Raw genomic sequence first — 23,748 nt, forward strand, 5'->3', positions numbered from 1 at the left:
TGAAGCAGTAACAAAGTGTGCGGAAAATTCCCTCAAAATTGTACGAAAGGATCATTTCCGAGTGTTTTCTGACATTGACGATGTGACTGACTGGTCGCAGTCTGAAGCCTCTTTTGAATAGAGGCAGAACATGTCTGATTTGATCCTTCATCACTATGCGCTTTCTCCCTTTTCCGAAAAGGTGCGAGCCATGCTGGGCTATACCGGTCTGTCCTGGCAGTCGGTGACCACGGATGAAATGCCGCCGCGGCCCATGCTGGCTCCACTGGCAGGGGGGTATCGGAAGATTCCGGTGGCCCAGATCGGAGCGGATGTGTTCTGCGATACCCGCACGATCACCCGGGAAATAGCCCGCCTTGCCGGTAAGCCCGAGTTGGCGCTGGAAGGGGTGGATGACGAGGTTCGCGCTTTCGTGGCAGAAACCGACCTCACCCTGTTCATGGCCGTGATGATGTCCTCGGTGGGATTGCGCGTGAACATCAAGCTGTTCCGGGCTATGCCTTTCGGGCAGCTACTACGTTTCTTCAAGGACCGTATCCATATCGGTCGCACTTCCAATGTTCCGCGTATGAGCCTCAAGGAAGCCCGGGCGAAAACCCGTGAGCATCTGGCCGATATGGAAGCCCGCTTGCAAGGCAAGGATTGGCTTTTCGGCGACAAGCCCTGCATCGCGGATTTCAGTGCCTATCACGCGTTGTGGTTCCTGCGGGAAGTGGCAGAGTCAAAAACACTAAAGGATTTTCCGGCCGTGCTGGCCTGGATGGATCGCATCAAGGCGTTTGGTCATGGCGAAAGCGCGCCCCTGAGCCAGGAAGCCGCGCTGGACAAGGCCCGGCAAAGTGCCCCGCTGGCTTTGCCCGAGTCCACCTTGACCCCTGCTTTGTTGGGCAAGACGGTGCAGGTGGCGCCTACAGACTATGGCCAGGTTCCCTCCAAAGGCGAGTTGGTCTTTCAGGGTGACAACCGCATCGTACTGGCTCTGGCCAATGCGGGCGGTTCAACGGTACATGTGCATTTCCCGGAAGCGGGATTTGCGGTGCAGTCAGCATAGTAAACGGCCATTGGCTGACATCATTCTGTCACTCAGAAAAGAGCGTTTATCGGTTTTGTGGTTTGCCGCACAGTTGATAACTGGCTGCCAGCACAAAACAAGGGTTTAAATGAGGGCTCGGCATCAATAACAAAAAAAGATGTCGGGCATTGATAACAAAAAGACAGGGGAAATCATGGAATCACGATTGAAGTTGCTCGGAGCTCTGGCTCTGGCAGCGTCGGGGGCAGTGCATGCCGCCGATGCGGCCTCGCTGGAGGACCTGGAGCAGCGGTTATCCAGGCTGGAGGCACAGGGGCATGACTATAATGCATCCTCCGCCGACTGGACCGACCGCGTCACTGTGAACGGTTTTATTACCTACGGGCTGACTCGCCATGACGTGCACCAGAAGCAGGGCGGGGCACTCAATCCAGATGCAGGCAGCCGATTCAATTACCTCGAGCGCGTGACCGATGAGGTCTCCCACCGGGAATTGTCCCGTGCGGGTATCCAGTTCAATGCCGATGTCAACGACAAGACCAAGGTGGTTGTGCAGATGCTGGCCCGCGGCAGAGACAACTACGATGCCGAAATCCAGTGGGCCTATGTTGAATACAAGCTGCATCCTTCTGTGCGTTGGCGGGGTGGGCGACTGTTGCTGCCCAACTCCATGCACTCGCAGTATTACAACGTAGGTTATGCCTACCATTGGGCTGCGTTGCCCAGTGAGGTGTATGACATCGTGCCGTTCGACACCATGGACGGTATGGATGTGACCTGGAGCTTCAACACCGGCTCCCTGTCCCATGATCTCAGTGCTTTCTATGGCAGTCTGGATGTGCCGGATAATACCCTGCCTGCGACCATCACTTATCAGGGGCGCGACTATGGCGGTATCAATCTGCGTTCCCGCTGGGGTGATCTGAGTACCTATCTGAGCTACAGCCACGCCAAGCTGACCGCAGACCTGTCTCCTGTTGATGCTGCACTGGGTCTGCCTCCAACATTTGCTGCTGCATCTATTGATGTGCCAGCATCTCCGGTACCAGCGTTGGTTTCACCTACGACAACGGCAAGTTCATGCTGATGGGTGAACGTTCCGATCTGGATCCCAAGGCCTGGTTCCCCTATCGCTGGGGCGGCTATGTGAGCACCGGTTATCGGTTCGGCAAGTGGATGCCTCATGTGACCTGGGGCGCCACTAACTCCAGTGATATTTCCGCAGTGCTGGATAACAAGACGCCTGCCGACTTTGCTGATGACCAGCTGGCACAAAGCAATATGATTCGCGGCAAGAGCTGGACTTGGGGGGTGCGTTATGAACTGGCCTCCGGTATCGACCTGAAGGTCGAGGCTCAGCGTTTCTACGACATGAGTGATTCCAAGTACGAGCGCACTGGCAGCAACGTGAACGGCATGTTCAGTTCCAGCGTGACGGCGGGGGCTCTCGAGGACGAGAATCCCATGGTATATCGCATCGCTGTCGATGCCGTATTTTAAGAGGAGGCCATGATGAAATTATTCAAGCAATGTCTGGCCGCTCTTATCATTCTCCTGCCGTTGCAGGTGATGGCAGAGGTAGTGGTCGTCGTAGGAAAAGATTCTCCCATTTCCAGTCTCAGTGAAAGCCAGTTGCGCCAGCTGTATCTGGAAGGTTCTGGTCGTATCGGTGGTACCAGTGTGAAAGCTCTGGATTTGCCGGAAGACAATCGTGCCCGCAAGGAATTTTATCAGGAAGCCGTAGGCAAGACCCCGGCCCAGATGAAAAGTTACTGGGCGCGGATGATCTTCACCGGCCGTGGTGCTCCGCCGCGTATGGTGTCTGGTAATCGTGCCATGCAGGTAATGCTGGAAAACAATCCTGAGCTGATTGGCTACCTGCCAGGGGATCAGGTTTCCAGTGGTCTCAAGGTACTTTACCGCTTGCCCTGAGAGGGTTGATTGAGTGGTACTTTCAAGCCGCCGGACGGTTTCCGTCCGGCGGCTTTTTGATGCCTGCTTTTGTTACTCTTTGGCCATGTGGTGGCGGTTTGCCACCATGCACAACAATGTGAATATCGATTTTTTTGGTGGCTTGGTGGCCGCTATCACTTGCGAAGTACAAGAATATTACGAGGACAAAATGAGATTACCCCGTGGACTGCTTTGGGGAGCAGTATGGGTGGCTTCCGGTGGCGCCTTTGCCAGCGATGCCGCTTCCCTGAACGATCTGGAAGAGCGCCTGTACCGACTGGAGCAGGACGCCACCAGCACCTCTCCCTCAGATAACTGGACTGACCGGGTTTCCATCAATGGTTTTGTGACTTACGGTCTGACCCGGCACAACGTGCATGAGAAGCAGGGCGCGGGCATTTTTCCCAATCCTGAACAAGGAAAGCCTTTCTATTATCTGGATACCCTCAGTGATGAGGTGTCCCATCGTGAGTTGTCTCGCGTCGGGCTGCAGTTCGACGTCAAGGTAAACGACAGAACCAGTGCGGTGGTGCAGATTCTGGGCCAGGCCATCGATAACTACGATGCCGAGGTGCAGTGGGCGTTCGTGGACTATGAACTGCTGCCGGGATTGCACTGGCGTGGTGGTCGGCTGGTGTTGCCCACCTTCATGCACTCCCAGTATCTGAATGTGGGTTATGCCTACCATTGGGCCGCCTTGCCCTCTGAAGTGTATGGCACGGTGCCTTTCGATACCTTTGATGGCATGGACCTTACCTGGAGCGTCAACACCGGGCCGCTGTCCCATGAGCTCAGTGCCTTCTATGGCGGTGTGGATCTGGAGGATGGTGATCCGCCGGTGACCGTGGATTACGAGTTGCGCAACTATATGGGTGCCAACCTGCGTTCTTCCTGGGGTTCGCTGAACAGCTGGTTGAGTTATACCGAGTCCACCTTTACCGCCGACTTTGCTTCCCTGGGGTTGCCTTCTGCTTCGCTGGATAAAGAAGTGTTGGCTTCTGGCAGCATTGGTCTGGGCTATGACAATGGCAGCTTCATGCTGATGGCCGAGCGTTCCTACTATGATTCCGATAACTGGATTCCGGATCGTTGGGGTGGCTATGTGAGTACCGGTTACCGGTTCGGCAAGTGGATGCCCCACCTGACCTGGGGGGCGACCAACTCCACCGGGCTGGGAGAAGTGCTGGAGGAGGGTGATCCAGCCAAGGTTTTCCTGGCGCAGCAGAGCATGGTGCGCAGCAAGAGCTGGACTTACGGGCTGCGTTACGATCTGGCCCCGGGGGTGGATGTCAAACTGGAAGCGCAGACCTTCTACGATATGAGCACCAGCAGTTATCGGCAGGAGGGTGCCAACCTCAATGGCATGTTCACGTCCAGTGTCAGTGCCGGCGAAATCGATACTGATGACCCGACCGTGTATCGGCTGTCTGTGGACGCAGTGTTCTGAGGAGGTCTACATGAAAGCGTTGAAAACGTTAGTGGTCTCCATGCTGGTCCTGCTGCCCTTGCAGGTGCTGGCGGAGGTGGTAGTGGTGGTCAGCAACGATTCACCGATCAGCACCATCAGTGAAAGTCGTCTTCGCCAGGTGTACCTGGAAGGGGCGGGACAGGTGGATGGTCAGCGTGTCACTGCACTGGATTTGTCCGAGGAAAATCGAGTCCGTGAGCAGTTCTACAAGCAAGCACTTGGCAAGACACCGGCAGGTATGAAGAGCTACTGGGCACGGATGATCTTCACCGGCCGCGGTGCGCCGCCGCGTAGCGTATCGGGTGTCCATGAGATGCAGATTATGCTGGAGAATAATCCTGATTTTATCGGCTACTTGCCTGGAAATCAGGTCTCCAGTGGCTTGAAGGTGATCTACAGATTGCCCTGATTACATCGTAAGAATGGTAAAGAATTGAGGTCGTCAGTGGGTAAAAAATCGGCGGTTTCCCGTTTATGCAGCAGAAAAGATTGTATGTCGCTTTTACAGCAAGAAGACTTGTTGTTAGCACACCGGGAACCGTTTAATTGAAGTCTGAATCCGTGCTGCACCACGTCACTTGGTAGGCAGCATTTTAACCATACGCTGAATAAACCGAATAAAAAGGCGAAGACAGATGCAATTATATCGCTCGATGTTTTGGGGCGCCCTGCTGGCGGGCTCAAGTGCCCTCTATGCTGAAGATCCCCCGTCCCTGAATGAAATAGAAAAGCGAATTGCCCAACTTGAGCAGGGCAATCTCGAGCCTCAAACCAACTGGACCGATCAGATCTCGATCAATGGGTATCTCTCCTATGGGATAACCCGGCATGATGTTCACCAGGATCAGGGTGGTGCTCCGCCAGTAAACTTCCAGGCGGGCCAACCGTACACCTTCCGAAACCGGGTCACTGATGAGATATCTCACCGTGACATCTCTCGGGTGGGACTGCAGATCAACGCCGAAATCAATGACAAGACGTCTGCGGTGGTGCAACTGCTGGGGCGTGGACGAGATAATTATGATGCGGAAGTGCAGTGGGCCTTTATCGACTATGAACTTCTGGAAGGGCTGAACTGGAGGGGCGGGCGCTTGATGCTGCCCAACTCCATGCACTCCCAGTATCTCAACGTAGGATATGCCTACCACTGGGTGGAATTACCGGGGGAGGTTTACGATATCGTTCCGTTCGATACGATTGACGGGATGGATCTGACCTTGAAGTTCAATACAGGAAGCATTTCCCATGATCTGAGCGCGGTGTATGGCAGCCTGGATGTGCCGGATAATACCTTTGGTGTGCCCGTGATTTATGAGGGGCGCGATTACGGCGGGATCAACCTGCGTTCCCGCTGGGGCGACCTGATGACCTGGTTCAGTTACAACCATGCCCGTCTGAGCGCGGATTTGTCTTCGCTTGATCTTGCCTTCGCGATGCTTGGGCTTCCGCCACCCGGGTTTGCCTCAGCCTCAATTGATGAGGCGGTGGCGATTGGTCGGAGTGTCGGCTTTCAGTACGACAACGGCAGTTTTTTCATGATGGCAGAGCGTGCAGATCTGGATATTGATGCCTGGTATCCAAATCGCTGGGGTGGCTATGTCAGCACCGGTTATCGAATCGGCAAATGGACCCCCCATGTGACCTGGGGCGCAGCCAATACCCATGGGGCCGCTGATGCATTGAACGATGGTAATCCGCTCACAAGTGGACTGGCTCTGAGCAACATGGTGCGCGGCAAAAGCTGGACTCTCGGAGTGCGTCACGATCTGGCCTCTGGCATTGACGTCAAGCTGGAAGCAAAGCGTTTCTACGATATGAGCAACGAAAAGTTTGATAGCGTAGGGGCCAATACCAACGGCATGTTCAGTCCGAGTACCCTTGCTGGTGAAATTGAGGATGAGAACCCGGTTGTCTATCGCATTTCAGTTGATGCGGTCTTTTGAGGGGAGGCCATGATGAATAATTCAATGTTGAAATGGATGGCAGCCCTGATCTTTGCCCTGCCTATGCAGGTGTTTGCCGAGGTTGTTGTGGTAGTGAGTATGGATTCTCCCGTGACCGGTCTCAGTGAAAGTCAACTGCGGCAGCTTTATCTGGAGGGTTCTGGACGTGTTGATGGCATTAGTGTGAGAGCGCTGGATTTACCAGAAGGTGCCAAAGTGCGTGAGGATTTCTACCAGAAAGCGGTGGGCAAGACCCCGGCCCAGATGAAAGGTTACTGGGCGAGGATGATCTTTACCGGTCGCGGTGCTCCGCCGCGAATGGTATCTGGTAATCGTGCCATGCAGGTGATGTTGGACAATAACCCCGAAATGGTTGGTTATCTGCCTGCCAATCAGGTGGGCGACAAGCTGAAGGTGCTGCGAACACTTGACTGAAAGCTGCGAGCTACGCTTGATCCGACAGAAAACCCGGGAAAAGTTCCCGGGTTTTCTGCTTTTCTACGAAGCCGCTGCAGGAGCGTAGCGTAGCGAAGTAACGTACGCAGTGCGGTCCGCAGGGTGAGCGTAGCGAATAACTTCCGAACCGTGCGAAGCAAGGAATCGTCCGCAGGGCGATCAGGATTTTCCGAGCCCGGCAGGTCTCCAAATAATGATCTCCCTTCGATCGCCTCGATCGCTCGGTTCGCATCTCACCGAGCGAAGCGAAGGAACGTCTTTCAAGGCGGCCCCGAAAGAGTTGGCGCTGCGAATAACGTGCCTGCAGGCGATCCGAGCCTTGGAGAGGTAATAAGTCTCGAGTTACGAGAAGCGAGTTTCGAAAGGGAAGACCTTAAACTTGCTGCCTGGTTGTTGTCTTTTGATCTTCGAAACTCGGTACTCGATACTCGCCTCTGGAATCCTTACCTCGCCAAGGCTCGGATCGCTTGCAGGCAAGCTCCTACAGAGAGACGCCGCACGCTTCGCGCATCAGGCATCCTGTCAGCCTCCCAGCAACTTGCTCTCGGCGGATTCCACTGCCTCAAGTGGACCATACAAAATCAGGGTGTCGTCTTCTTGCAGCAGTGTGGCCGGTGAAGGGTTTTCCTCGCCCTGGCCGTCCCGTTTGATTTCGCGGATTTCCACATCCTTGAGGCTGCAATCGGCGATGCTCTGGCCAATGGCGCGGGCCTTGCCGGTGAGGGTGACGGCGTGCAGCAGGCGGTAGGGGTTACCGGCGCTGTCTGCGGTGGGGAAGCTGTCGCCATGATAGTAGCCGCGCAGCATGCGGTAACGTTCACGGCGGGTCTTGCGCAGGGTGGCGAGGACCCGTTCAAAGGGTACATCCAGCATCATCAGAGCATGGGCCACCAGCATCAGTGAGGCTTCCAGCACTTCCGGCACCACCTCGGCCGCGCCAGCTTCGGTGAGGGTTTCCAGATGGGTCTCGTCGCGGGTGCGCACCAGCACACGAATATCCGGATTGATATCACGCACCGTATGAATAATCCGCTCGGCCAGCCGGGAGTTGTCAAAGGTGACCACCAACAGGCGTGCCCGGTCGATGCCGGCCCGTTCGAGAATATCCTTGCGGCTGGCGTCACCGTAAATGATCTTCTCGCCAGCGGCGCTGGCTTCCTGCAAACGCACGATGTCCAGGTCCACGGCGATGGCCTGGTGGTGGAAGTTGGCAAGGTAGCGCATCAGGTTCTGGCCCACACGGCCATAGCCGCAGAGTATGACGTGGCCCTGAATATCACTGGACAGAGGCGGCTCTTCCGGGATGGAGATCCATGGCCGCAGCAGTATCCGGGTGAGCCTGCCGCTGTTTTGAATCAGCGCGGGTGTCACTGCCATGGTCAGCACGGTGATGGACACCAGCAGGCCCGCCTTGCCGGGCGTCATGGCCTGATGGGATACCGCCAGGGCCACCAGCACAAAGCCGAATTCGCCGCACTGGGACAAGATGACTCCACTGCGAAGGCTCACTTCCGCACGTTCGCCCAGTACCTTCAGCAGCAGCATAATCAGCAGTCCCTTGAACAGCATGATGGAAACCGCGGCAATAATGATCCAGTGCCATTTGGCGGCGAACAGATCCGGGTCCACCAGCATGCCCACACTGATAAAGAACAGGCCGAGCAACAGATCCCTGAAGGGGCGCAGGTCAGCCTCAATCTGGTGACGGAAGTGGCTCTCCCCCAGCATCATCCCGGCGAGGAAGGCGCCCAGTGCCATGGACAGGCCCAGCCAGTGGGTCACCCAGGCGGCCACCAGCGCCAGCAGCAGGGCTGTCATCACAAAGACTTCGTCAGAGCGAGTGCGACCGGTTTCTTCCAGCAAGCGAGGCAATATCCATTTGCCGGCCACAAAGATGCCGACAAACAACAGCAGGGATTTGCCCAGTGTCAGCGCCGTCATGCCAAGCAGGTTGTCATTGCCCTCCTGGCTGAACAGGGGAAGCAGTACCAGCATCAACACTGCGGCCAGATCCTGAAATAGCAGGATGCCTGTGGCCGAGCGTCCGTAACCGGTGTTCACCGCGCCTCGCCCGATCAGCTCGCGAATCACGATGGCAGTGGACGAGAGTGACAGGGCGCAGCCGGTAATGGCGGAGGTCAGCGATGAAAACCCCAGCAGCCGCATCACCCCAAATACGGCCAGCCCGGTGAGAATTACCTGCAGTGGGCCGGCACCAAATACCACCCGCCGCAGCGTCAGCAGACGGGGGATGGAGAACTCCAGACCAAGCGTAAACAGCAGAAAAACAATACCGAATTCGGCCAGGTGTTGAATGCCCTCCAGGTCGGTAATCCAGCCGAAGCCGAAGGGGCCGGCGGCCAGGCCACAGAGCAGATAGGCAAGGATGGGGGGCATGCCAAGGCGGCGAAACAGCACCACCGCAGCCACTGCGGAGCCAAGTAAGACAACAATGAGCGTTAAGGCGTCATGCATGGAGCGAATCGTCCCTGAGTCGATGGCTCCAGTGTATCAGTTCAGCCTCGCTGTGGGGGCTCTGGCTGCAGCTAGAGTGATGGATATCAGGGATTGCAGCTCAGGCGATAACTGTTGTCCAGGGCTACAGGCAAGGTCTGGGTGTTGAATGCCAGCCGGTTCATACGTTGGCAGAAGGGGGCGCGGGCCTGATGGTCATGGGCATAGAGGTAATCGATGTGGAAAACCGGTTTGCCCGCCTTGATAAAGCTTTTCAGCTGCTCACATTCATGCCATTGGTGACAGGATTCATTCACGGCGAAGTCCATGTCATCGACCAGTGCTCCGGCCAGTTCCGCATTGTTCTTGAGAGAGATGGCCAGGCCGTGTTGATGGGCAACCCGGGCCAGATAACGGTTGAACGCCAGTTGATCCTTTTGGGTAAGGACGAAACCTGAGTGATTGCTGTAGCCATCCACATTATCCGGATCTACCCCGTCACAGCCTTTGCGAGCTGCCAGCTGAATGCGCTCTGCCATGATCTCGCGAACGTTGGCCGAGCGGATATCCAGCCAACGCTCCCCGGGCCAGTTCGCCAATCCATGGCCTTTTTCAGCAGGATGAAAACGGTGATGATCCGCGCGCCAGTTTTCTGCGGTGCCGGCGGAAAAATAGCAGATCACGTGCCGCCCCCTGGCATGCAAATCCTCAATGACACTCACCGGAGTATCAAACAGATCGAGGATAAAAAGGTCGGCGGAAGAGGAAGTGTCAGGCGGGCCCTGCAACTGGATCTGCCAGCTGGTTTCCACTGACGGTTGGTACCAGTTAGCCGTGTACCCATGAGCGGGTAACAGTAGTGCGCAGAAAATGAGGGCAAGGGACTTCAGGATTTCCATGCCGGTACCTGTCCGTGAAAAATCTTGGATTCACGTCAGATACTAGGAGCCGCGCTATCGAAAAAATGTGTGCGAATCGCGATATTTTTGTAATTCGTGGTTACATCGATGCGATAAAAACCTCATTTTTTATAGCTTAATCGTACGGTTGAGAAAATTTCAGAATGAGACATCGACAGTGACGGTATCGGTATAGGTTCCCGGTGCAGCAAGGGGGTCTGCCGGTAGTCTGCCGAAAACGTTGAGCAGGATGGCGCTGCCTGTGCCAAGCCCCGTGCCGCTCTGACGGTTCCCTGTGTTGTCCCATAACTGATTGCGCGCAGGGTCCTGATAAAGCTCATAGCTCACCAGGTCTGTTCCATTGGTCATTTCACGGTTGCCGGTGAGGCCACCGTTTAACCCAACGGTAAAGGGCGTGTTGTTGGTGCAGCGAACGGTGATGGTGGACTGGCTATCAGTTTGGGCAAGCGGGGTCGCCTGAGTGCCAAAGTCCAGGTCGGTCGCGGTAAGTTGACATTGGTTGGGGACGTTCATCTGGGCGGTCAGGGTATAGATGTTGTCCGGAGCGGTTTTGGTACTGCTACAGGCATTGGCTGAACTGCCTGGCACGATATGTACCTGAGAGTTGATCATGGTTGTCTGGTGCAGACCGGTTTGAATATCCGGGGGTAGTGGGCCGGGCAGACTGCCATAAAGGGTGATGCTGCCACTGACCGTGTTCGGGCCCTTGTTTGGCATATTGACGATAACGGGAAAGCCATCGACCGTCGGCTGCATGACCGAAGTATAGGTTGGGTCACTGTAGACGTTGAAGGGCAGAGTTTGTGCTCCTCCGTTTAGCAGGTATCGAGGATCAATGTTGCCACTGGCGTCAGGGGAGACGTAAAAGCAAAGTGTAAACGATGGCTGCCCAGGGGAGTCCTTGGTACATGACCAGTTCAGTGTGGCGTTAGACGTGATGTTGCCCCCGGTGAAGGGATCCGGCGTTCCAAAGTCCAGCACCGGGCTACCCGTCAACCCGCAGGTCACAGCGGCATGCCCGTTGATAGAGAACACTAACAATGTGGCTGATAAACCCGTCGGCAATCTCATTGGTTAGCCCTCAACAAGAATAGTCTGACTTTGACCGTTGATGGTGGCTGAGAAAAACTTGATGGCCCCTATGGGCGGGGTCTTGTTTGCCGGGATATGAAATTCACTATCGGGCAAGGCGTAGCCCATCAGCCCCTTCTGGATTGGATGAGGGGTGTCTTTATCTGCCGAAAACCAGAACGCATCAGAAATCTTGGCGTGCCTGGATCCCGAGTTACGAATGCGAAGGGTGCCATCCTTGAAGTAGGCTGTGAGTTGAGGTTCTTTGTCCTCCCCACCAACAAAGACAGGTAAAGACATGCGCAGCAATACCCTTACATTGGCTCCTTGTGGTTTTTCCGTATCGGGTAGCTCACTGATGATCAGGCGGTAGCTCTTTTCCTTGTCTGATTCCGTTTCCTGTTGGCGAATGATGCGTATTGTTTGTTCGGTGTTTCCGGGTATCAGGGTAACCGGTGGAGTAACGACCAGATCATTCTGCCGACGTAGCTGCGTCTTCCCTTCGATCACTTCCCACGCAAACAGCTGGAGTTGATAGAAGGTCTCCATATCCGAGCCATTATCCAGTTTATAAATGGCATTCGGTTGGGTGGCCGTCATGTTCATGGTGAGGGGAGAGACGGTGAGCTGTCCGGCAAAAAGGCCAGAACTCCAGCCTGTAAATATTGCGCACAGGAGTAGTCTGTTGAGACGGTAGATCATGGGGCTCTCCTTTATTCCTGTTCCGATGGTGACAGGCAAGTGAATGGGCCAAGTTCCGAGAGGGTTCCGGGCTCTGGTGTAAAGGTAAACTTCACGGTACACAGGCCGGCTCTGCTGATGATGCCAATTTCATTTTGGCCAGAGGTTAGTCCTTGTAGCAACACTTCTCCCTCTGCGCCCATGGTTGCCGCTTCGGCCTTTGGGATCAGAACCCTGGCACCTTCGGGAATGGCATTACCTTCTTTGTCACGAACCTTAAGCAATACCCGACCATCTTCGACAATATCTGTCGTGATCGCTTCTTTAGTGGTTTCGATGGACGGGCTAGTCATGGTCTGATCCGGCACGCTCTCTGGCTCAGGAATCGGAACCGTGATCTTTTCCTGGGGAGTGTCCTGTCGCTCGGAGGGGGACAGGCAGCCAAATGGGCCAAGTTGTTGCAGCGATCCCGGCGTCGGCGTGTAGTCGAAGGTTACGGTACAAAGGCTGCCATTACTGATAATGCCAATTTCGTTCTCACCAGCAGACACATCTTCCAGGTACGCCTCGCCTCCAAAACCAACCACGGTGGCATTGGCGTTGGGCAGAAGCACTCTGGCGCCTGCTGCAATGGGATTGCCGGCGCTGTCCTGGACAAGGATGATGGCGTTGTTGATCTGCTGTACATCAAAGTGAGCGGTGACGCCTGTCAACTCAGAGGGTTTGATGGTGAGTTCATCTTCACTGAACCGGACATCGGCAGGAAGGTTGTTCACATCGATGGCCAGTTTATTGTCTTGCCAGGGAAGGATGTTGGGCAGCAGAAGTCGCCCTTTGCTGTTGGTGTGGCCAATCAGCCTGTTGGAGCGTCTCACAGGAATATCCGGGTAGCCTCCGGTATCAACAATGGCGAAGCTGTCATGCATCGTGTTTGCAGCGAACACTCCTTCATAGTTGGTCACCACCGAACCACTGACGTTGGCAAAACTGTTGGTTTCAGTATCCGTGCCATAGATGCCAGCCTGTAAGTCCGCATACGGGGTCCACCAGCGACCTCTGGCTTGGCGAATACCGTCGGTATCGGGGCTATAGGCGAGATCCCATCCTGTATCCCAGAATTCCTCGGCCTGCTGGCTCATTGTCATGATGGTGTTGGTGTCGCCATCCAGCTCCTTGTGCTCAAAGCGTATACCAGCCTGAATCGGTCGGCTGTTACTGGGCTGGAAGCGGTACAGAAAACCTGCCAGCCAGGTTCGGTCATCACTGTCGTTCAGGTTCTGGTTGACGCTGAGATTGACAGACAGCTGGCGCCAGAGTGTGCGGTTGTGACCCAACACCAGGAAGCGGCTGGAACTGCCACTGAAGTAGGTTGTGTCCAGGTAGCTGGCGCTGACACTCCCGTGCTCGCGCATGTTAAGGCTGCCATTCAACTGCACGGTGCGCTTGATGGGGAGAGCGTTATCGAGGGTGTTGCTCAGATCCCTGTAGCCCTTGCTGCTGCCGGTATACTGGCCGCTAACAGCGTATCGGCGAACACGAAACTCATGACCCGCGACCCACTGTGCGCCGTTATTTCCATCCTCCTGACCATAGGCAAGTGCCAGGTTGGAGACCCCCCAGAGTCCGGGCCGGGCGACAAGTCCAACCCCTGTGTTAAACAGTTCTTTGCTGGCGCTGCTGGTTGCTTCAACGGTGTACTGTTCATTAATGCCGTATCTGGCAACCCCGGTAGCTACCGGTTGCCCATCATAGTCATTGGATCTGCGAGCATAGTTTCGACGCGGCGTGCCAAGGCTCGCGGAATAGTCCCACAGCCCGGGTTTCAGCAACTTTGGGCTGACATAGAAGGGAATGGTCTGGGTGACCTGCCTCCCCAGGGTATCTGTCGTTACGATCTGGGCTTCCCCCAGCCCTGTTATCTGTGGCGCGGTCTCCAGCACAAAGGGACCCGGCTGAATCGCCTGATCAGTAAGTCGGAGATCGTTGACGAATACCTGTAGTGCTGATGGCAGGGTGGCGGAACCACTGATTTGGGGCAGCGGAAAGGTTATCAGGTCAGGCCTTGACGCAAAGTTGCGAGACAACTGAATACCGCCAAGGCGAACGGAGGGGGTCCAGTTCAGCGCGCCGGTAATGGCGTCACCTGCCACCCAGGTTTGCATGTTTTGGGGGTTGGTATGGCGCCAGTAACTGTCAAGACGTACATAGTCCCCATCATCTTCACTGTTGTCATTCCAGCGAACCAGTCCGCTGCTGCTGGCTACCCCCCAGTGGTCGAACAGGCGGAGTTCATGGCTGGCGGAGGTTTGCTGGTCGCCATTATCCAGCCAGGTGCTGTAAGCATCGTAATTCAGCAGTGCGCCTTTACCAGGATTTATAGGTGTTGTGCTGGGTGAAAGTCCGGCGGAAAGGCTTTGGTGGGGCAGCCATTTGGCCGGTACAAGCAAGGTCACTTGCTGGGCATTGTTGTCATAACGGCCTGCAATGCCGAGCTCGGTCAGTGTTTGCCATTTTGCTTTTTCCGCACCAGGGATCTTGATCCCCTGAGCCGCCAGGGCTTCGGTATCTACCGCTACTTCCTCACCGTAAACCTGTACGGGGAGCATTTGGGCAGTGGTGCGGCCATTAAGAATCAGTCGAGGGTAGGCAATAAAAGCATCACCAGCACCGCGCGCCTGGGCTCGCAGACGGGCAATATCTGTTTGCGAGAAGTGATCATCAAGTGAGACCACGGCTGATTCTGTTGAATTGGCCAGCCGTATCGATGCACTGTCTTCACTCCAGGCCGGAGTAGACAGTAGAGGAAACAGGGTAAAGAGGGTAGAGGCCAGACATTGTGGTAATGGGCGGGTCTTGCCCTCTCCCTGGATGCGCTTCGCCTTCACCAACAGACTTCCTTGTTCCTCTGTCCGGGCTGAGGATCAGCCCGGTAGAGGGGAATCTTAGCGTCTAATGGGATTAGTAGCTAAGTGTAAGTGTTACCGTATCCTGGAAACTCAAACCTGCTGAGTCGAAAGTATCACCAGAATCGATGTCCGGGGTTTGTGCGGGAATGCGGCCATAGACGGTAATGGTTTCCTGTGCGCCTGTGCCCTCGCGCGCTACGGGGGAACCTGAGTCCCAAGTAGTGGTGTAGCTGTCAGAATAAAGCTCATAGGAAACGTAGGAAGCGGCCCCACCCAGCATGGCACGATTAGTGCCCGTTGCGCTGGCAGAATTCAGGCCGTTATTCAGGTCAACGGTGTAGTCCGCACCGAAGGAGCAGGTCACATCAACGGTAGTGTTGGCGTCAATAGGGCCCGCTACCACAGCGGCACTGGTCTGGGTGCCAAAGGCCAGATCTGCCATGGCTGCAGTGTCAATGGTGCACGAGGGAGTCAGCGTCAGGGTGACGTTGAAATCCCGGGTAATGTCGACCGCCTGGCTAACCAGCGGAGCGCTCAGCATGGCGGCGGACAGGGCGGCAAGCGAAAGGGACTTTTTCATGTGAACTCTCCAAATCTGGAACAGTAGTCTAATTTTGTGTGACCCATGTCACATATTCTTTATTGGCTTCAGACAATAAGCTTAGGTGACGTCTCAGGTAAATGCTCTTCTGTTAATCCTGTGTAAAACCAAGATGAACGGTGTTCATATTGGTGTGAGCGGGTATATCCGGGGATAAACGGTTATCGGTAGTGATCCGGGTGTTGTGGCGGAGCCACCTTGATCGGTATCGGCACGGGCTGTTTGGCTTCCAGATAGTCGTTAAAGCGGGAGCCCCCCAGCAGGGTGGCCAGTGCGTGCATGAATTCCTTGATAGTGGTGGTCATTCCTTGTCCTCCGTTGTTCTTGTCATTTCCGACACTACCCCTCTGTGATTTCGGGCTGCCATGGCTTTGGGACAGGCGCATGGCGTTGACGGACAAGCTGCCTGCCCGGTGGGCAGGCGGTCATTACGGGGAGATGGCCGGTCAGTGCAACCGTGCAGGGCAGTCTGTGCAAGGTGCTTGCTGATCTGTCATTCCGGGCAGCGAAAAAGCATTGATTTACAGGCGGATAACGGGACACATTAAGGCTACACAGTCATGCAATGACTCGCGCAGGGTCAGTCACGTTATCAGGCATATCAAGGAAGCCCATGCACACGGAATACAGCAGTGATTTCACCGTGACCTCTCACGGTGCCGCGGGGGAGGTGACAGGGTCCTGTCACCGGGTGGAAGTTCATGGCAAGCAGTTGCTGCTGGATTGCGGCATGCACCAGGGGGGGGATGCCGTTAAACGGCTGCAGGACGAGCAGTTCGATTTTGTGCCACGGCAGATGGATGCCGTGGTGCTGTCCCATGCTCACCTGGATCACTGCGGGTTGTTGCCTCTGCTGGTCGCCGAGGGTTTTGGCGGGCCGATCTATTGCACCGGGCCGACCCTGAATCTGCTGGCCATCATGCTGGAGGATGCCGCCAACCTTTATCAGCGCGATCTGGACCACAGCAACCTGCGCCGCAAGCGGGCCGGGCGCGCCACCATCAAACCCCGGTACACCCTGGACCATGTTCGTCAGGTGCTGGAGCAGTGCCAGCCGATGGAGTATCACCAGAAGGAGACCATCCTTCCCGGTGTAACGCTGACCTTTCATGATGCTGGCCACATACTCGGTTCGGCAGTGGTGGAGCTGCTGATCAAGGGAGAGCCGGACCGTACCCTGGTATTTTCGGGCGACCTGGGGGCCAGCGAGCGTGTGCTGATGCGCACTCCGGAGGTGCCGCAGCGGGCAGATCTGGTGATCATGGAAAGTACCTACGGCGATCGCAATCACCGGAGTCAGGAAGACACCATGACCGAGCTGGAGGACATCATTGCCCAGGCTCGCAATGACGGCGTGATCATGATGCCCGCCTTTGCTGTGGGGCGAACCCAGGAACTGCTGTTCCATCTCGGTTGCCTCTATCACCGCGGTTTGCTGGAAGGTTGGCATGTGTTTCTGGACAGCCCTATGGCGCTGGAAGTCACCGGGCTCTATGACCAGTGGCTGGATGCCCTGGATGAGCAGGATCAGCGTGTCATGGCACACTTTGGAGCCCGTACCCTGCAGGATTTCCTGCCAGTACTGACACCGACGCCGTCGGTGGAAGAGTCCATGCAGATCAACCGTATCGAACGCGGCGCCATCATCATTGCCGGCAGCGGCATGTGTAATGGCGGGCGCATTCGTCATCACCTCAAGCATCGTCTCTGGCAATCACGCAATCATCTGGTTTTCACCGGTTATCAGGCCCGCGGCACCCTGGGCCGCAAGCTGGTGGACGGCGCCACGCATATACGCATGTTCGGTCAGCGATATGCGGTGAAGGCACAGCTGCATACGCTGGGTGGTTTTTCTGCCCATGCCGGTCGCCACGAGTTACTGGCCTGGGCAAAGAGTATTGAGGGTTCACCCCGGTTTCGCCTGGTGCACGGTGAACCGGAAGCCCTGGAAAGTCTTGCTGGTGCGCTGACAGAGATGGGCCGGCACGTCTCCGTAGCCGAGCAGGGTGTCATGTTCACTCCGGATTTCGCCTGAGGGAGAGCAATGAGTGCATCTCCACGGCAGGCCTGGCATCAACTGCCTGACACTGCCTTGTTGCATAAATTGGGCAGCCCGGACGGTGGACTGACGGACGCACAGGTTCGCGACCAGCGACTGCGTTTCGGGGAAAACCGCCTGCTCGAGCAGCGCCGCCGTGGCCCCTGGCGGCGTCTTGCCAGCCAGTTTCATGATGTTCTGCTTTATGTGTTGTTGGTGGCGGCGGTGTTGGCCCTGATCATGGGCCACACCAGTGATGCGGTGGTCATCGCCATGGTGGTGGTAATCAATGCCGTCGTCGGCTTTGTTCAGGAAGGCAAGGCAGAGGCTGCGCTACGGGCTATTCAGCAAATGCTGGTGGCAAGCTGCCGGGTATGGCGTGATGGCCAGCTTCAGACTCTGGATGCGGCGGAGCTGGTGCCCGGGGACAGAGTGGTATTGGCCGCGGGCGATCGTGTCCCTGCCGACCTGCGATTACTCAGTGTCAATGAACTGCATTGTGACGAAGCGATGCTCACCGGTGAGTCCGTGCCGGTGGGCAAGCAGGCTGCGGTGCTGCCGGAAGAGACCAGTCTGGCCGAGCGCAGCAACATGGCGTGGATGGGCTCGCTGGTGACAACGGGGGCCGCCGATGGGCTGGTAGTGGCCACGGGAACGGACACGGAGCTGGGCCGGATTGGCGAAATGGTGGCCACCGTGCGGGCCCCCGAAACCCCGCTGACACGCGCACTGGCCCGGCTGGGGCGTCAGCTGGCTATCCTGATTCTGTTGCTGTCGGCAGTGGGGTTGGCCTGGGCGGTGCTGGCCATGGGCATGGCCCCTTCCCAGCTGTTGCCTGTCGCCGTGGGCATTGTGGTGGCAGCCATTCCCGAAGGGTTACCTGCCATTGTCACCATCACCCTGGCGATCGGGGTGCAGCGGATGGCGAAAAATCATGCCGTGATTCGCAAGCTACCGGTGGTGGAAGTACTGGGCTCGGTGACGGTGATCTGCTCGGACAAGACCGGCACCCTTACCCGCAACGAAATGACCACCCGCACCTTTGTGACTGCGGCAGGGCGGGTGCAGATTTCTGGCGAAGGGTATGCCCCCGAGGGGAAGGTGGAGAGTGACACCCCGGCCGCCAGTCTGCTGTTTGATCAGGCGGCCAAAGTGGCCATGTTGTGCAATGACGCCTGGTTGAAGGAAAGCGAGGGGCAATGGCATCTGCATGGTGATCCCACTGAAGGTGCGCTTTACGTCATGGCTAACAAGGCGGGGCTGGACGAGCATTTTCGTGACGCCTGTCCGCGTCAGGCGGAGCTGCCCTTTGCCACGGAGCGGCTTTACATGGCCACGCTGAATCAGGTGGATGGCCAGCAGCAGATCATGGTGAAAGGTGCTCCGGAACGGTTACTGGGCCTGTGTGAGTATCAGCAGAATGAGGACGGCCGTGGGCCGCTGGCGCAGGCGTTCTGGCAGCAGGCGCTGAACAGTCTGGCAGGAGAGGGGTTGCGGGTGCTGGCGCTGGCGGCCAAACCGCTAACGGCCTCGCAGGCCTCACTGACAGAGCAGGATCTGGAAAGCGGGCTGGTCTTGCTGGGGCTGGCCGGCACCCTGGACCCGCCCCGCGAGGAGGCGGTGACGGCGGTGGCCGAGTGTCGTCGGGCGGGAATCCGCGTGAAGATGATTACCGGCGATAACCCGGAAACCGCGCGAGTGATTGCCACCCAGGTGGGCTTGGCCGGTGGCAAGGTGATGACCGGCAAGATGCTGGCAGAGACCTCCGATGCCGAACTGGATGTGCTGTTGGATGACGTGGACGTGTTTGCCCGTACTTCGCCCGCCGACAAGCTGAGGTTGGTGGAGCGCCTGCAGGCGGGGGGGCAGGTGGTGGCCATGACCGGGGATGGGGTGAATGATGCCCCGGCGTTGCAGCGGGCCGATATCGGCATTGCCATGGGCGGCAAGGGCACCGATGCCGCCCGGGATGCGGCGGGCATGGTACTGACTGATGACAACTTCGCCACCATTGCTGCAGCAGTGCGCGAAGGGCGCACGGTCTACGACAATATCGTCAAGGCGCTGTTGTTTATTCTGCCCACCAGCCTGATAGAGGCACTGGTATTGATGGTGGCGGTGGTGCTGGGTGTGCCATTGCCGATTACCCCGGTACAGATTCTCTGGGTCAACATGATCACCGCCATTTCGCTGGCGCTGGCGCTGGCCTTCGAGCAGGGCGAGGCGGACCTGATGGCGCGACCGCCCCGCTCACCCCGACAGGGACTGATTACGCCCCTGCTGCTGTTCCGGCTGTTGTGGCTGGGCATGCTGGGAACCGCGGCGGTGTTCTGGCAGTACCACCGGTTTGATGCCGAGGACCTGGAAAGGGCGCGTAGCATGGCGGTGCTGACCCTGGTGTGGATCGAGATTGTGTATCTGTTTGCCTGCCGGCGGGTGCTGGCACCGGCCTGGTCGCGACCGTCCCTTGAAGGGATTATGCCGGCGCTGCTGGCGTCGGCGGTGGTGGTGGTGTTGCAGTGGCTGTTTCTGGAGGTGCCGCCACTGCAGACGTTGTTTGGTTCCGTGTCCCTGTCGTTGCATCTGTGGCTGGAAGCCCTGCTGACCGCGCTGGTGATCTTGCTGGCGGTGGAAGGGGAAAAGGCGATGGTGCGGTGGCTGCGGGGGCGAGCCGTTGATGGGCAACCGCTGGCCCATCATGGCTGATGGGTTGGGTAAACCGGTGCGTGACTGGCAGACGTGACCGGGTGTGGCTGGGAGGCCAGGTGTAGATGGAGTATGTCATTGCGGTGCTTGGCGGGGTGGGGCTTTTCCTGCTGGGCATGTGGCTGATTACCGAAGGGCTGAAGGTGGCGGCAGGAGCGTCGCTTGAGCGCCTGTTGTCCAGCTGGACCCGAAGTCGTCTGCGCGGGCTGTTGTCGGGCACCCTGCTGACGGCGGTGGTGCAGTCATCCAGTGCAGTGACGGTGGCAGCGCTGGGCTTCGTGAACAGCGGCCTGTTGCGATTCGAGAGGGCAGTGTGGGTCATCTTCGGCAGCAATCTTGGTACAACGCTTACCGCCTGGGTAGTGGCGCTGATCGGGGTGAAGTTCAAGATTGATGTGCTGGCGTTACCGCTGGTGGGGGTGGGTGCCCTGTTGCGGGTGTTTGCCCCGGTGGATCGTTACCGCAATCTGGGCATGGCGCTGGCCGGTTTCGGCATCCTGTTCATGGGCATCGATGTGCTGTCCAGCGGCTTCCAGAATCTGGGTGAGCAATTTACCGTGCCGGATGGCGGCGCCGCCCTCATCTGGCTGGTGCTGGCGGGCATCGTACTGACCTCCCTGATGCAGTCATCCAGTGCCACGGTGGCGCTGGTGCTCACCGCCCTGGCCGGCGGCATGCTGGGTTTTCGCGAAGCGGCGGCCATGGTCATCGGGGCCAATGTGGGCACCACTTCCACGGCGCTCATTGCCACCCTGGGCGCCACCGCCAATGCCCGGCGGCTGGCCATCGCCCACGTGCTGTTCAATCTGCTCACCGGGGTCATGGCCATCGTGCTGCTCGGCGTGCTGCTTCAGGTGGTGGATCTGCTCGCCGGCGTGCTCTGGCTGGAAGAGGATCCCGCCGCCAGGCTGGCGCTGTTTCATACCTGCTTCAATCTGTTGGGCATTGTGCTGATGTGGCCCATCGAGCCGTTCATGAGTCGCTTCCTGCTGAGCCGTTTCAGGGAGCGGCAATCGAGCAAGGAAAAACTCCAGTTTCTGGACCGTAATCTGGTGTCGTTACCGGATGCGGCACGAGCGGCGCTGGCCCAGGAAATGGAACGTTTGCTGGTGCAGTACCCGGTGGCCATGGCCACCCTGCCGGACCCGGACAGCAAGCGCCTGGGCCACATCGTGATTCGTGACCGGCTGCTGGAACAGATCGGGGATTTCCTCGCCGATGTGGGCCGGCAACATCTCAGTGATGAGCAGATCAATGTGTTCCAGATGGGCTGGCGGCTGCAGGGGAATCTGCTGAACATGGATGACACCTTGCAGAGACTGGATGGCCTTTGTCAGGCCCTGCAGCGACATGATGACTGGTCGCGGGTGGAAGAATTGCTGTCGGACTGGTTCGCCAGCGCAGGCCGGCAGATGGAAGAAGAGTGGCGCGCCGGCGATGGCAGTGCCGGGGCTGAAGCGTTGCTGGGGAAATATGAACAGGCCAAACACGGCCTGCTGGCCAGCGCCATGTCCGGCAATCTGTCCCGCACCTCGCTGGATCTGGCCTTGCAGAGTCTGAGTCAGGGGCGCTGGATGCTGGAGCAATGGCAGCGGGCATTGGACTACTACAGCCTGATGGCCGCAACACCACCACCGGATGATCCGGAGGATAGTGATGAACGCCTGATGCCTGATGCCTGACGCCGAAAGCTACGAAGCCGCTGTAGGAGCGAGCCTGCTCGCGATCCGAGCCTAAGCGAGGTAAGGATTCCAGAAACGCATTTAGATTTGTCGGCGCCTCTACTCCCTTAAGAGGGGCCAGAAAGGAACATGCCGCAGGGCGATCAGGCCTTTCCGGGCTCGACAGGTTGATTAAAACACCTCCCTTCGGTCGCCTCGCTACGCGAGGTTCGTCCCCTGGAAGAGCGGGGTTTTGGTTGCGCGTGTCGCCTGTTGCGTGAAGCGTGTTGCAGCCGCAGAGCGGCGAATAAATTCGGGCCCGCTTCCTTGCGAAAGCGGGCCCGCACTCCCTGGTCCAGAGGGAGGTAACTGCCAACCGAACACTTACTGCGGAGTACGAATCACCAGCAGGCGTTCTTCGGTCATGTCATTGATGGCCCAGCGAATGCCTTCACGGCCCAGGCCGGAATCCTTCACGCCACCGTAGGGCATGTTGTCCACGCGCCAGCTCGGTACATCACCGATCACCACGCCGCCGACTTCCAGCTCGTCCCAGGCTTTCTGGGCCTTGTACAGGTCGCGGGTGAAGATGCCGGCCTGCAGGCCGAATTTGGATTCGTTGATGGCACGCAGGGCGTCATCGAAGTCGCTGAAGCGGCTGATCACGGCCACCGGGCCGAACGCTTCCTCTTCCACAATGTTGGTGCCGGCCGGTGCATCTTCCAGCAGGGTGGCTTCCAGCATGGCGCCGTCGCGCTTGCCGCCGGTGAGCAGTTTGGCGCCGGCGTCCACGGCTTCATTGATCCAGTTTTCCAGACGCGTCGCTTCGCCTTCGGAAATTACCGGGCCAATGAAGGTGTCCTCGTTTTTCGGGTCGCCCATTTTCAGGGAGGCGGTCTTTTCCACCAGTCTGGCTTTCAGCTCGTCATAGACCTTGTCGTGAATCATGATGCGCTGAACACCGATACAGCTCTGGCCGGACTGATAGAAAGCACCAAAGACGATGCGCTCCACTGCGTCGTTCAGGTCCGCATCTTCGTCTACCACTACTGCAGCGTTGCCGCCCAGTTCCAGAATCACCGGCTTCTTGCCGGCACGGGCTTTCAGGTCCCAGCCCACATCCGGGCTACCGGTGAAGCTGAGCAGCTTGAAGCGCTCATCCGTGGTGAACAGGTCCGCGCCGTCACGGTGACAGGGGAGGATAGAAAAGGCGCCTTTGGGGAGATCCGTTTCTGCCAGCACTTCACCGATGATGATGGCGCCGATGGGCGTGCGACTGGCCGGCTTGAGCACGAAGGGGCAGCCGGCGGCGATGGCCGGTGCTACCTTGTGGGCTGCCAGGTTCAACGGGAAGTTGAACGGGGAAATGAATGAGCACGGACCAATCGGCACACGCTTGACCATGCCCCGGTAGCCTTTGGCGCGGGCAGAAATTTCCAGGTTCAGGACTTCGCCTTCGATGCGTACCGACTCTTCGGCGGCCACGCGGAAGGTATCGATCAGACGGGTGACTTCGCCGCGGGCATCCTTGATCGGTTTGCCGGCTTCCACGCACAGTGCTTCGGCCAGTTCGTCAAAGCGCTCTTCAAAACGTTTTACGCAGTGATAAAGAATCGCCTGGCGCTCATAGGGTGCCAGTTTTGCCATGGCCGCACTGGCCTTGTCAGCAGCATCAATGGCCTTGTCGATGGTGGCGGCATCCGCCATGGCCACACGGGTCGCCACTTCACCGCTGTACTTGTCGGTAACGTCCAGATCCTGGTTGGCGAACACCGCCTCATTGGCCAGGTAGTAGGGGTAAGAATTCTTCAGCATTTTTTTCTCCGAAGGTTGAAGAACGCCGGAAGCTGGACGCCT

Annotated in this window: 19 protein-coding genes; 11 read left to right on the forward strand and 8 right to left on the reverse strand. The window is 57.5% G+C overall.

The window, feature by feature from the left end; translation table 11 throughout:
- The first annotated feature begins 130 nt into the window (after nucleotides 1-130).
- From MWU49_RS15650 to MWU49_RS15685, 8 genes are all read left to right on the forward strand, one after another.
- Nucleotides 131-1,051, forward strand: a complete 921-nt coding sequence (locus MWU49_RS15650) for a glutathione S-transferase family protein (RefSeq protein ID WP_246974116.1) — start codon at nucleotides 131-133, stop codon at nucleotides 1,049-1,051.
- Between the two features lie 175 nt (nucleotides 1,052-1,226).
- Nucleotides 1,227-2,120: a hypothetical protein gene (locus tag MWU49_RS15655; RefSeq protein WP_246974118.1), complete on the forward strand. Its 894-nt coding sequence runs from the start codon at nucleotides 1,227-1,229 to the stop codon at nucleotides 2,118-2,120.
- Entirely contained in the window at nucleotides 2,120-2,533 is a 414-nt protein-coding gene (locus MWU49_RS15660) for a hypothetical protein (RefSeq protein ID WP_246974122.1), read from the forward strand. The genes MWU49_RS15655 and MWU49_RS15660 overlap by 1 nt, the downstream gene beginning before the upstream one ends.
- 12 nt (nucleotides 2,534-2,545) lie before the next feature.
- Entirely contained in the window at nucleotides 2,546-2,965 is a 420-nt protein-coding gene (locus MWU49_RS15665) for a hypothetical protein (RefSeq protein ID WP_246974125.1), read from the forward strand.
- A gap of 190 nt (nucleotides 2,966-3,155) precedes the next feature.
- The gene (locus MWU49_RS15670; RefSeq protein ID WP_246974129.1) at nucleotides 3,156-4,433 is read left to right on the forward strand and encodes a porin; all 1,278 of its coding nucleotides are present in this window, start codon (nucleotides 3,156-3,158) and stop codon (nucleotides 4,431-4,433) included.
- A gap of 10 nt (nucleotides 4,434-4,443) precedes the next feature.
- A complete protein-coding gene (locus MWU49_RS15675; RefSeq protein ID WP_246974131.1) occupies nucleotides 4,444-4,863 on the forward strand; it encodes a hypothetical protein in 420 nt (139 codons plus the stop codon).
- 226 nt (nucleotides 4,864-5,089) lie between these two features.
- Nucleotides 5,090-6,397 carry a hypothetical protein gene (locus MWU49_RS15680; RefSeq protein WP_246974133.1) on the forward strand — a complete coding sequence of 436 codons (1,308 nt, stop codon included), beginning with the start codon at nucleotides 5,090-5,092 and terminating at the stop codon, nucleotides 6,395-6,397.
- A 9-nt stretch (nucleotides 6,398-6,406) separates the two neighbouring features.
- Nucleotides 6,407-6,832: a hypothetical protein gene (locus MWU49_RS15685; protein ID WP_246974135.1), complete on the forward strand. Its 426-nt coding sequence runs from the start codon at nucleotides 6,407-6,409 to the stop codon at nucleotides 6,830-6,832.
- Between the two features lie 543 nt (nucleotides 6,833-7,375).
- Here the strand turns inward: MWU49_RS15685 and MWU49_RS15690 are convergent.
- The 7 genes from MWU49_RS15690 to MWU49_RS15720 form a co-directional block, all read right to left on the reverse strand.
- Complete coding sequence (locus MWU49_RS15690) at nucleotides 7,376-9,328, reverse strand: monovalent cation:proton antiporter family protein (protein ID WP_246974139.1); 1,953 nt, start codon at nucleotides 9,326-9,328, stop codon at nucleotides 7,376-7,378.
- A gap of 86 nt (nucleotides 9,329-9,414) precedes the next feature.
- Complete coding sequence (locus MWU49_RS15695; protein ID WP_246974141.1) at nucleotides 9,415-10,206, reverse strand: endo alpha-1,4 polygalactosaminidase; 792 nt, start codon at nucleotides 10,204-10,206, stop codon at nucleotides 9,415-9,417.
- Between the two features lie 159 nt (nucleotides 10,207-10,365).
- Nucleotides 10,366-11,298: a spore coat U domain-containing protein gene (locus tag MWU49_RS15700; RefSeq protein ID WP_246974143.1), complete on the reverse strand. Its 933-nt coding sequence runs from the start codon at nucleotides 11,296-11,298 to the stop codon at nucleotides 10,366-10,368.
- Nucleotides 11,299-11,301: 3 nt separating this feature from the next.
- Nucleotides 11,302-12,000, reverse strand: a complete 699-nt coding sequence (locus MWU49_RS15705) for a fimbria/pilus periplasmic chaperone (RefSeq protein WP_246974145.1) — start codon at nucleotides 11,998-12,000, stop codon at nucleotides 11,302-11,304.
- 11 nt (nucleotides 12,001-12,011) lie between these two features.
- A complete protein-coding gene (locus MWU49_RS15710; RefSeq protein ID WP_246974205.1) occupies nucleotides 12,012-14,864 on the reverse strand; it encodes a fimbria/pilus outer membrane usher protein in 2,853 nt (950 codons plus the stop codon).
- 73 nt (nucleotides 14,865-14,937) lie between these two features.
- Nucleotides 14,938-15,465 (reverse strand): spore coat U domain-containing protein, encoded by a 528-nt coding sequence (locus MWU49_RS15715; RefSeq protein ID WP_246974147.1) that lies wholly within the window; start codon nucleotides 15,463-15,465, stop codon nucleotides 14,938-14,940.
- Nucleotides 15,466-15,647: 182 nt separating this feature from the next.
- Nucleotides 15,648-15,791, reverse strand: coding sequence for a hypothetical protein (locus MWU49_RS15720; RefSeq protein WP_246974150.1), 144 nt, complete (start codon nucleotides 15,789-15,791; stop codon nucleotides 15,648-15,650).
- 308 nt (nucleotides 15,792-16,099) lie between these two features.
- Between MWU49_RS15720 and MWU49_RS15725 the strand changes: the two genes are divergently transcribed.
- From MWU49_RS15725 to MWU49_RS15735, 3 genes are all read left to right on the forward strand, one after another.
- Entirely contained in the window at nucleotides 16,100-17,521 is a 1,422-nt protein-coding gene (locus MWU49_RS15725; protein WP_246974153.1) for an MBL fold metallo-hydrolase, read from the forward strand.
- Between the two features lie 9 nt (nucleotides 17,522-17,530).
- Nucleotides 17,531-20,230: an HAD-IC family P-type ATPase gene (locus tag MWU49_RS15730; protein WP_246974156.1), complete on the forward strand. Its 2,700-nt coding sequence runs from the start codon at nucleotides 17,531-17,533 to the stop codon at nucleotides 20,228-20,230.
- A gap of 65 nt (nucleotides 20,231-20,295) precedes the next feature.
- Entirely contained in the window at nucleotides 20,296-21,912 is a 1,617-nt protein-coding gene (locus tag MWU49_RS15735) for a Na/Pi symporter (RefSeq protein WP_246974158.1), read from the forward strand.
- Nucleotides 21,913-22,275: 363 nt separating this feature from the next.
- Here MWU49_RS15735 and MWU49_RS15740 read toward each other — a convergent pair whose 3' ends face one another.
- Nucleotides 22,276-23,706: an aldehyde dehydrogenase family protein gene (locus tag MWU49_RS15740; protein ID WP_246974160.1), complete on the reverse strand. Its 1,431-nt coding sequence runs from the start codon at nucleotides 23,704-23,706 to the stop codon at nucleotides 22,276-22,278.
- Nucleotides 23,707-23,748: the final 42 nt, after the last annotated feature.

The sequence above is a fragment of the Alcanivorax sp. S6407 genome (assembly GCF_023016115.1).
Taxonomy (GTDB): domain Bacteria; phylum Pseudomonadota; class Gammaproteobacteria; order Pseudomonadales; family Alcanivoracaceae; genus Alcanivorax.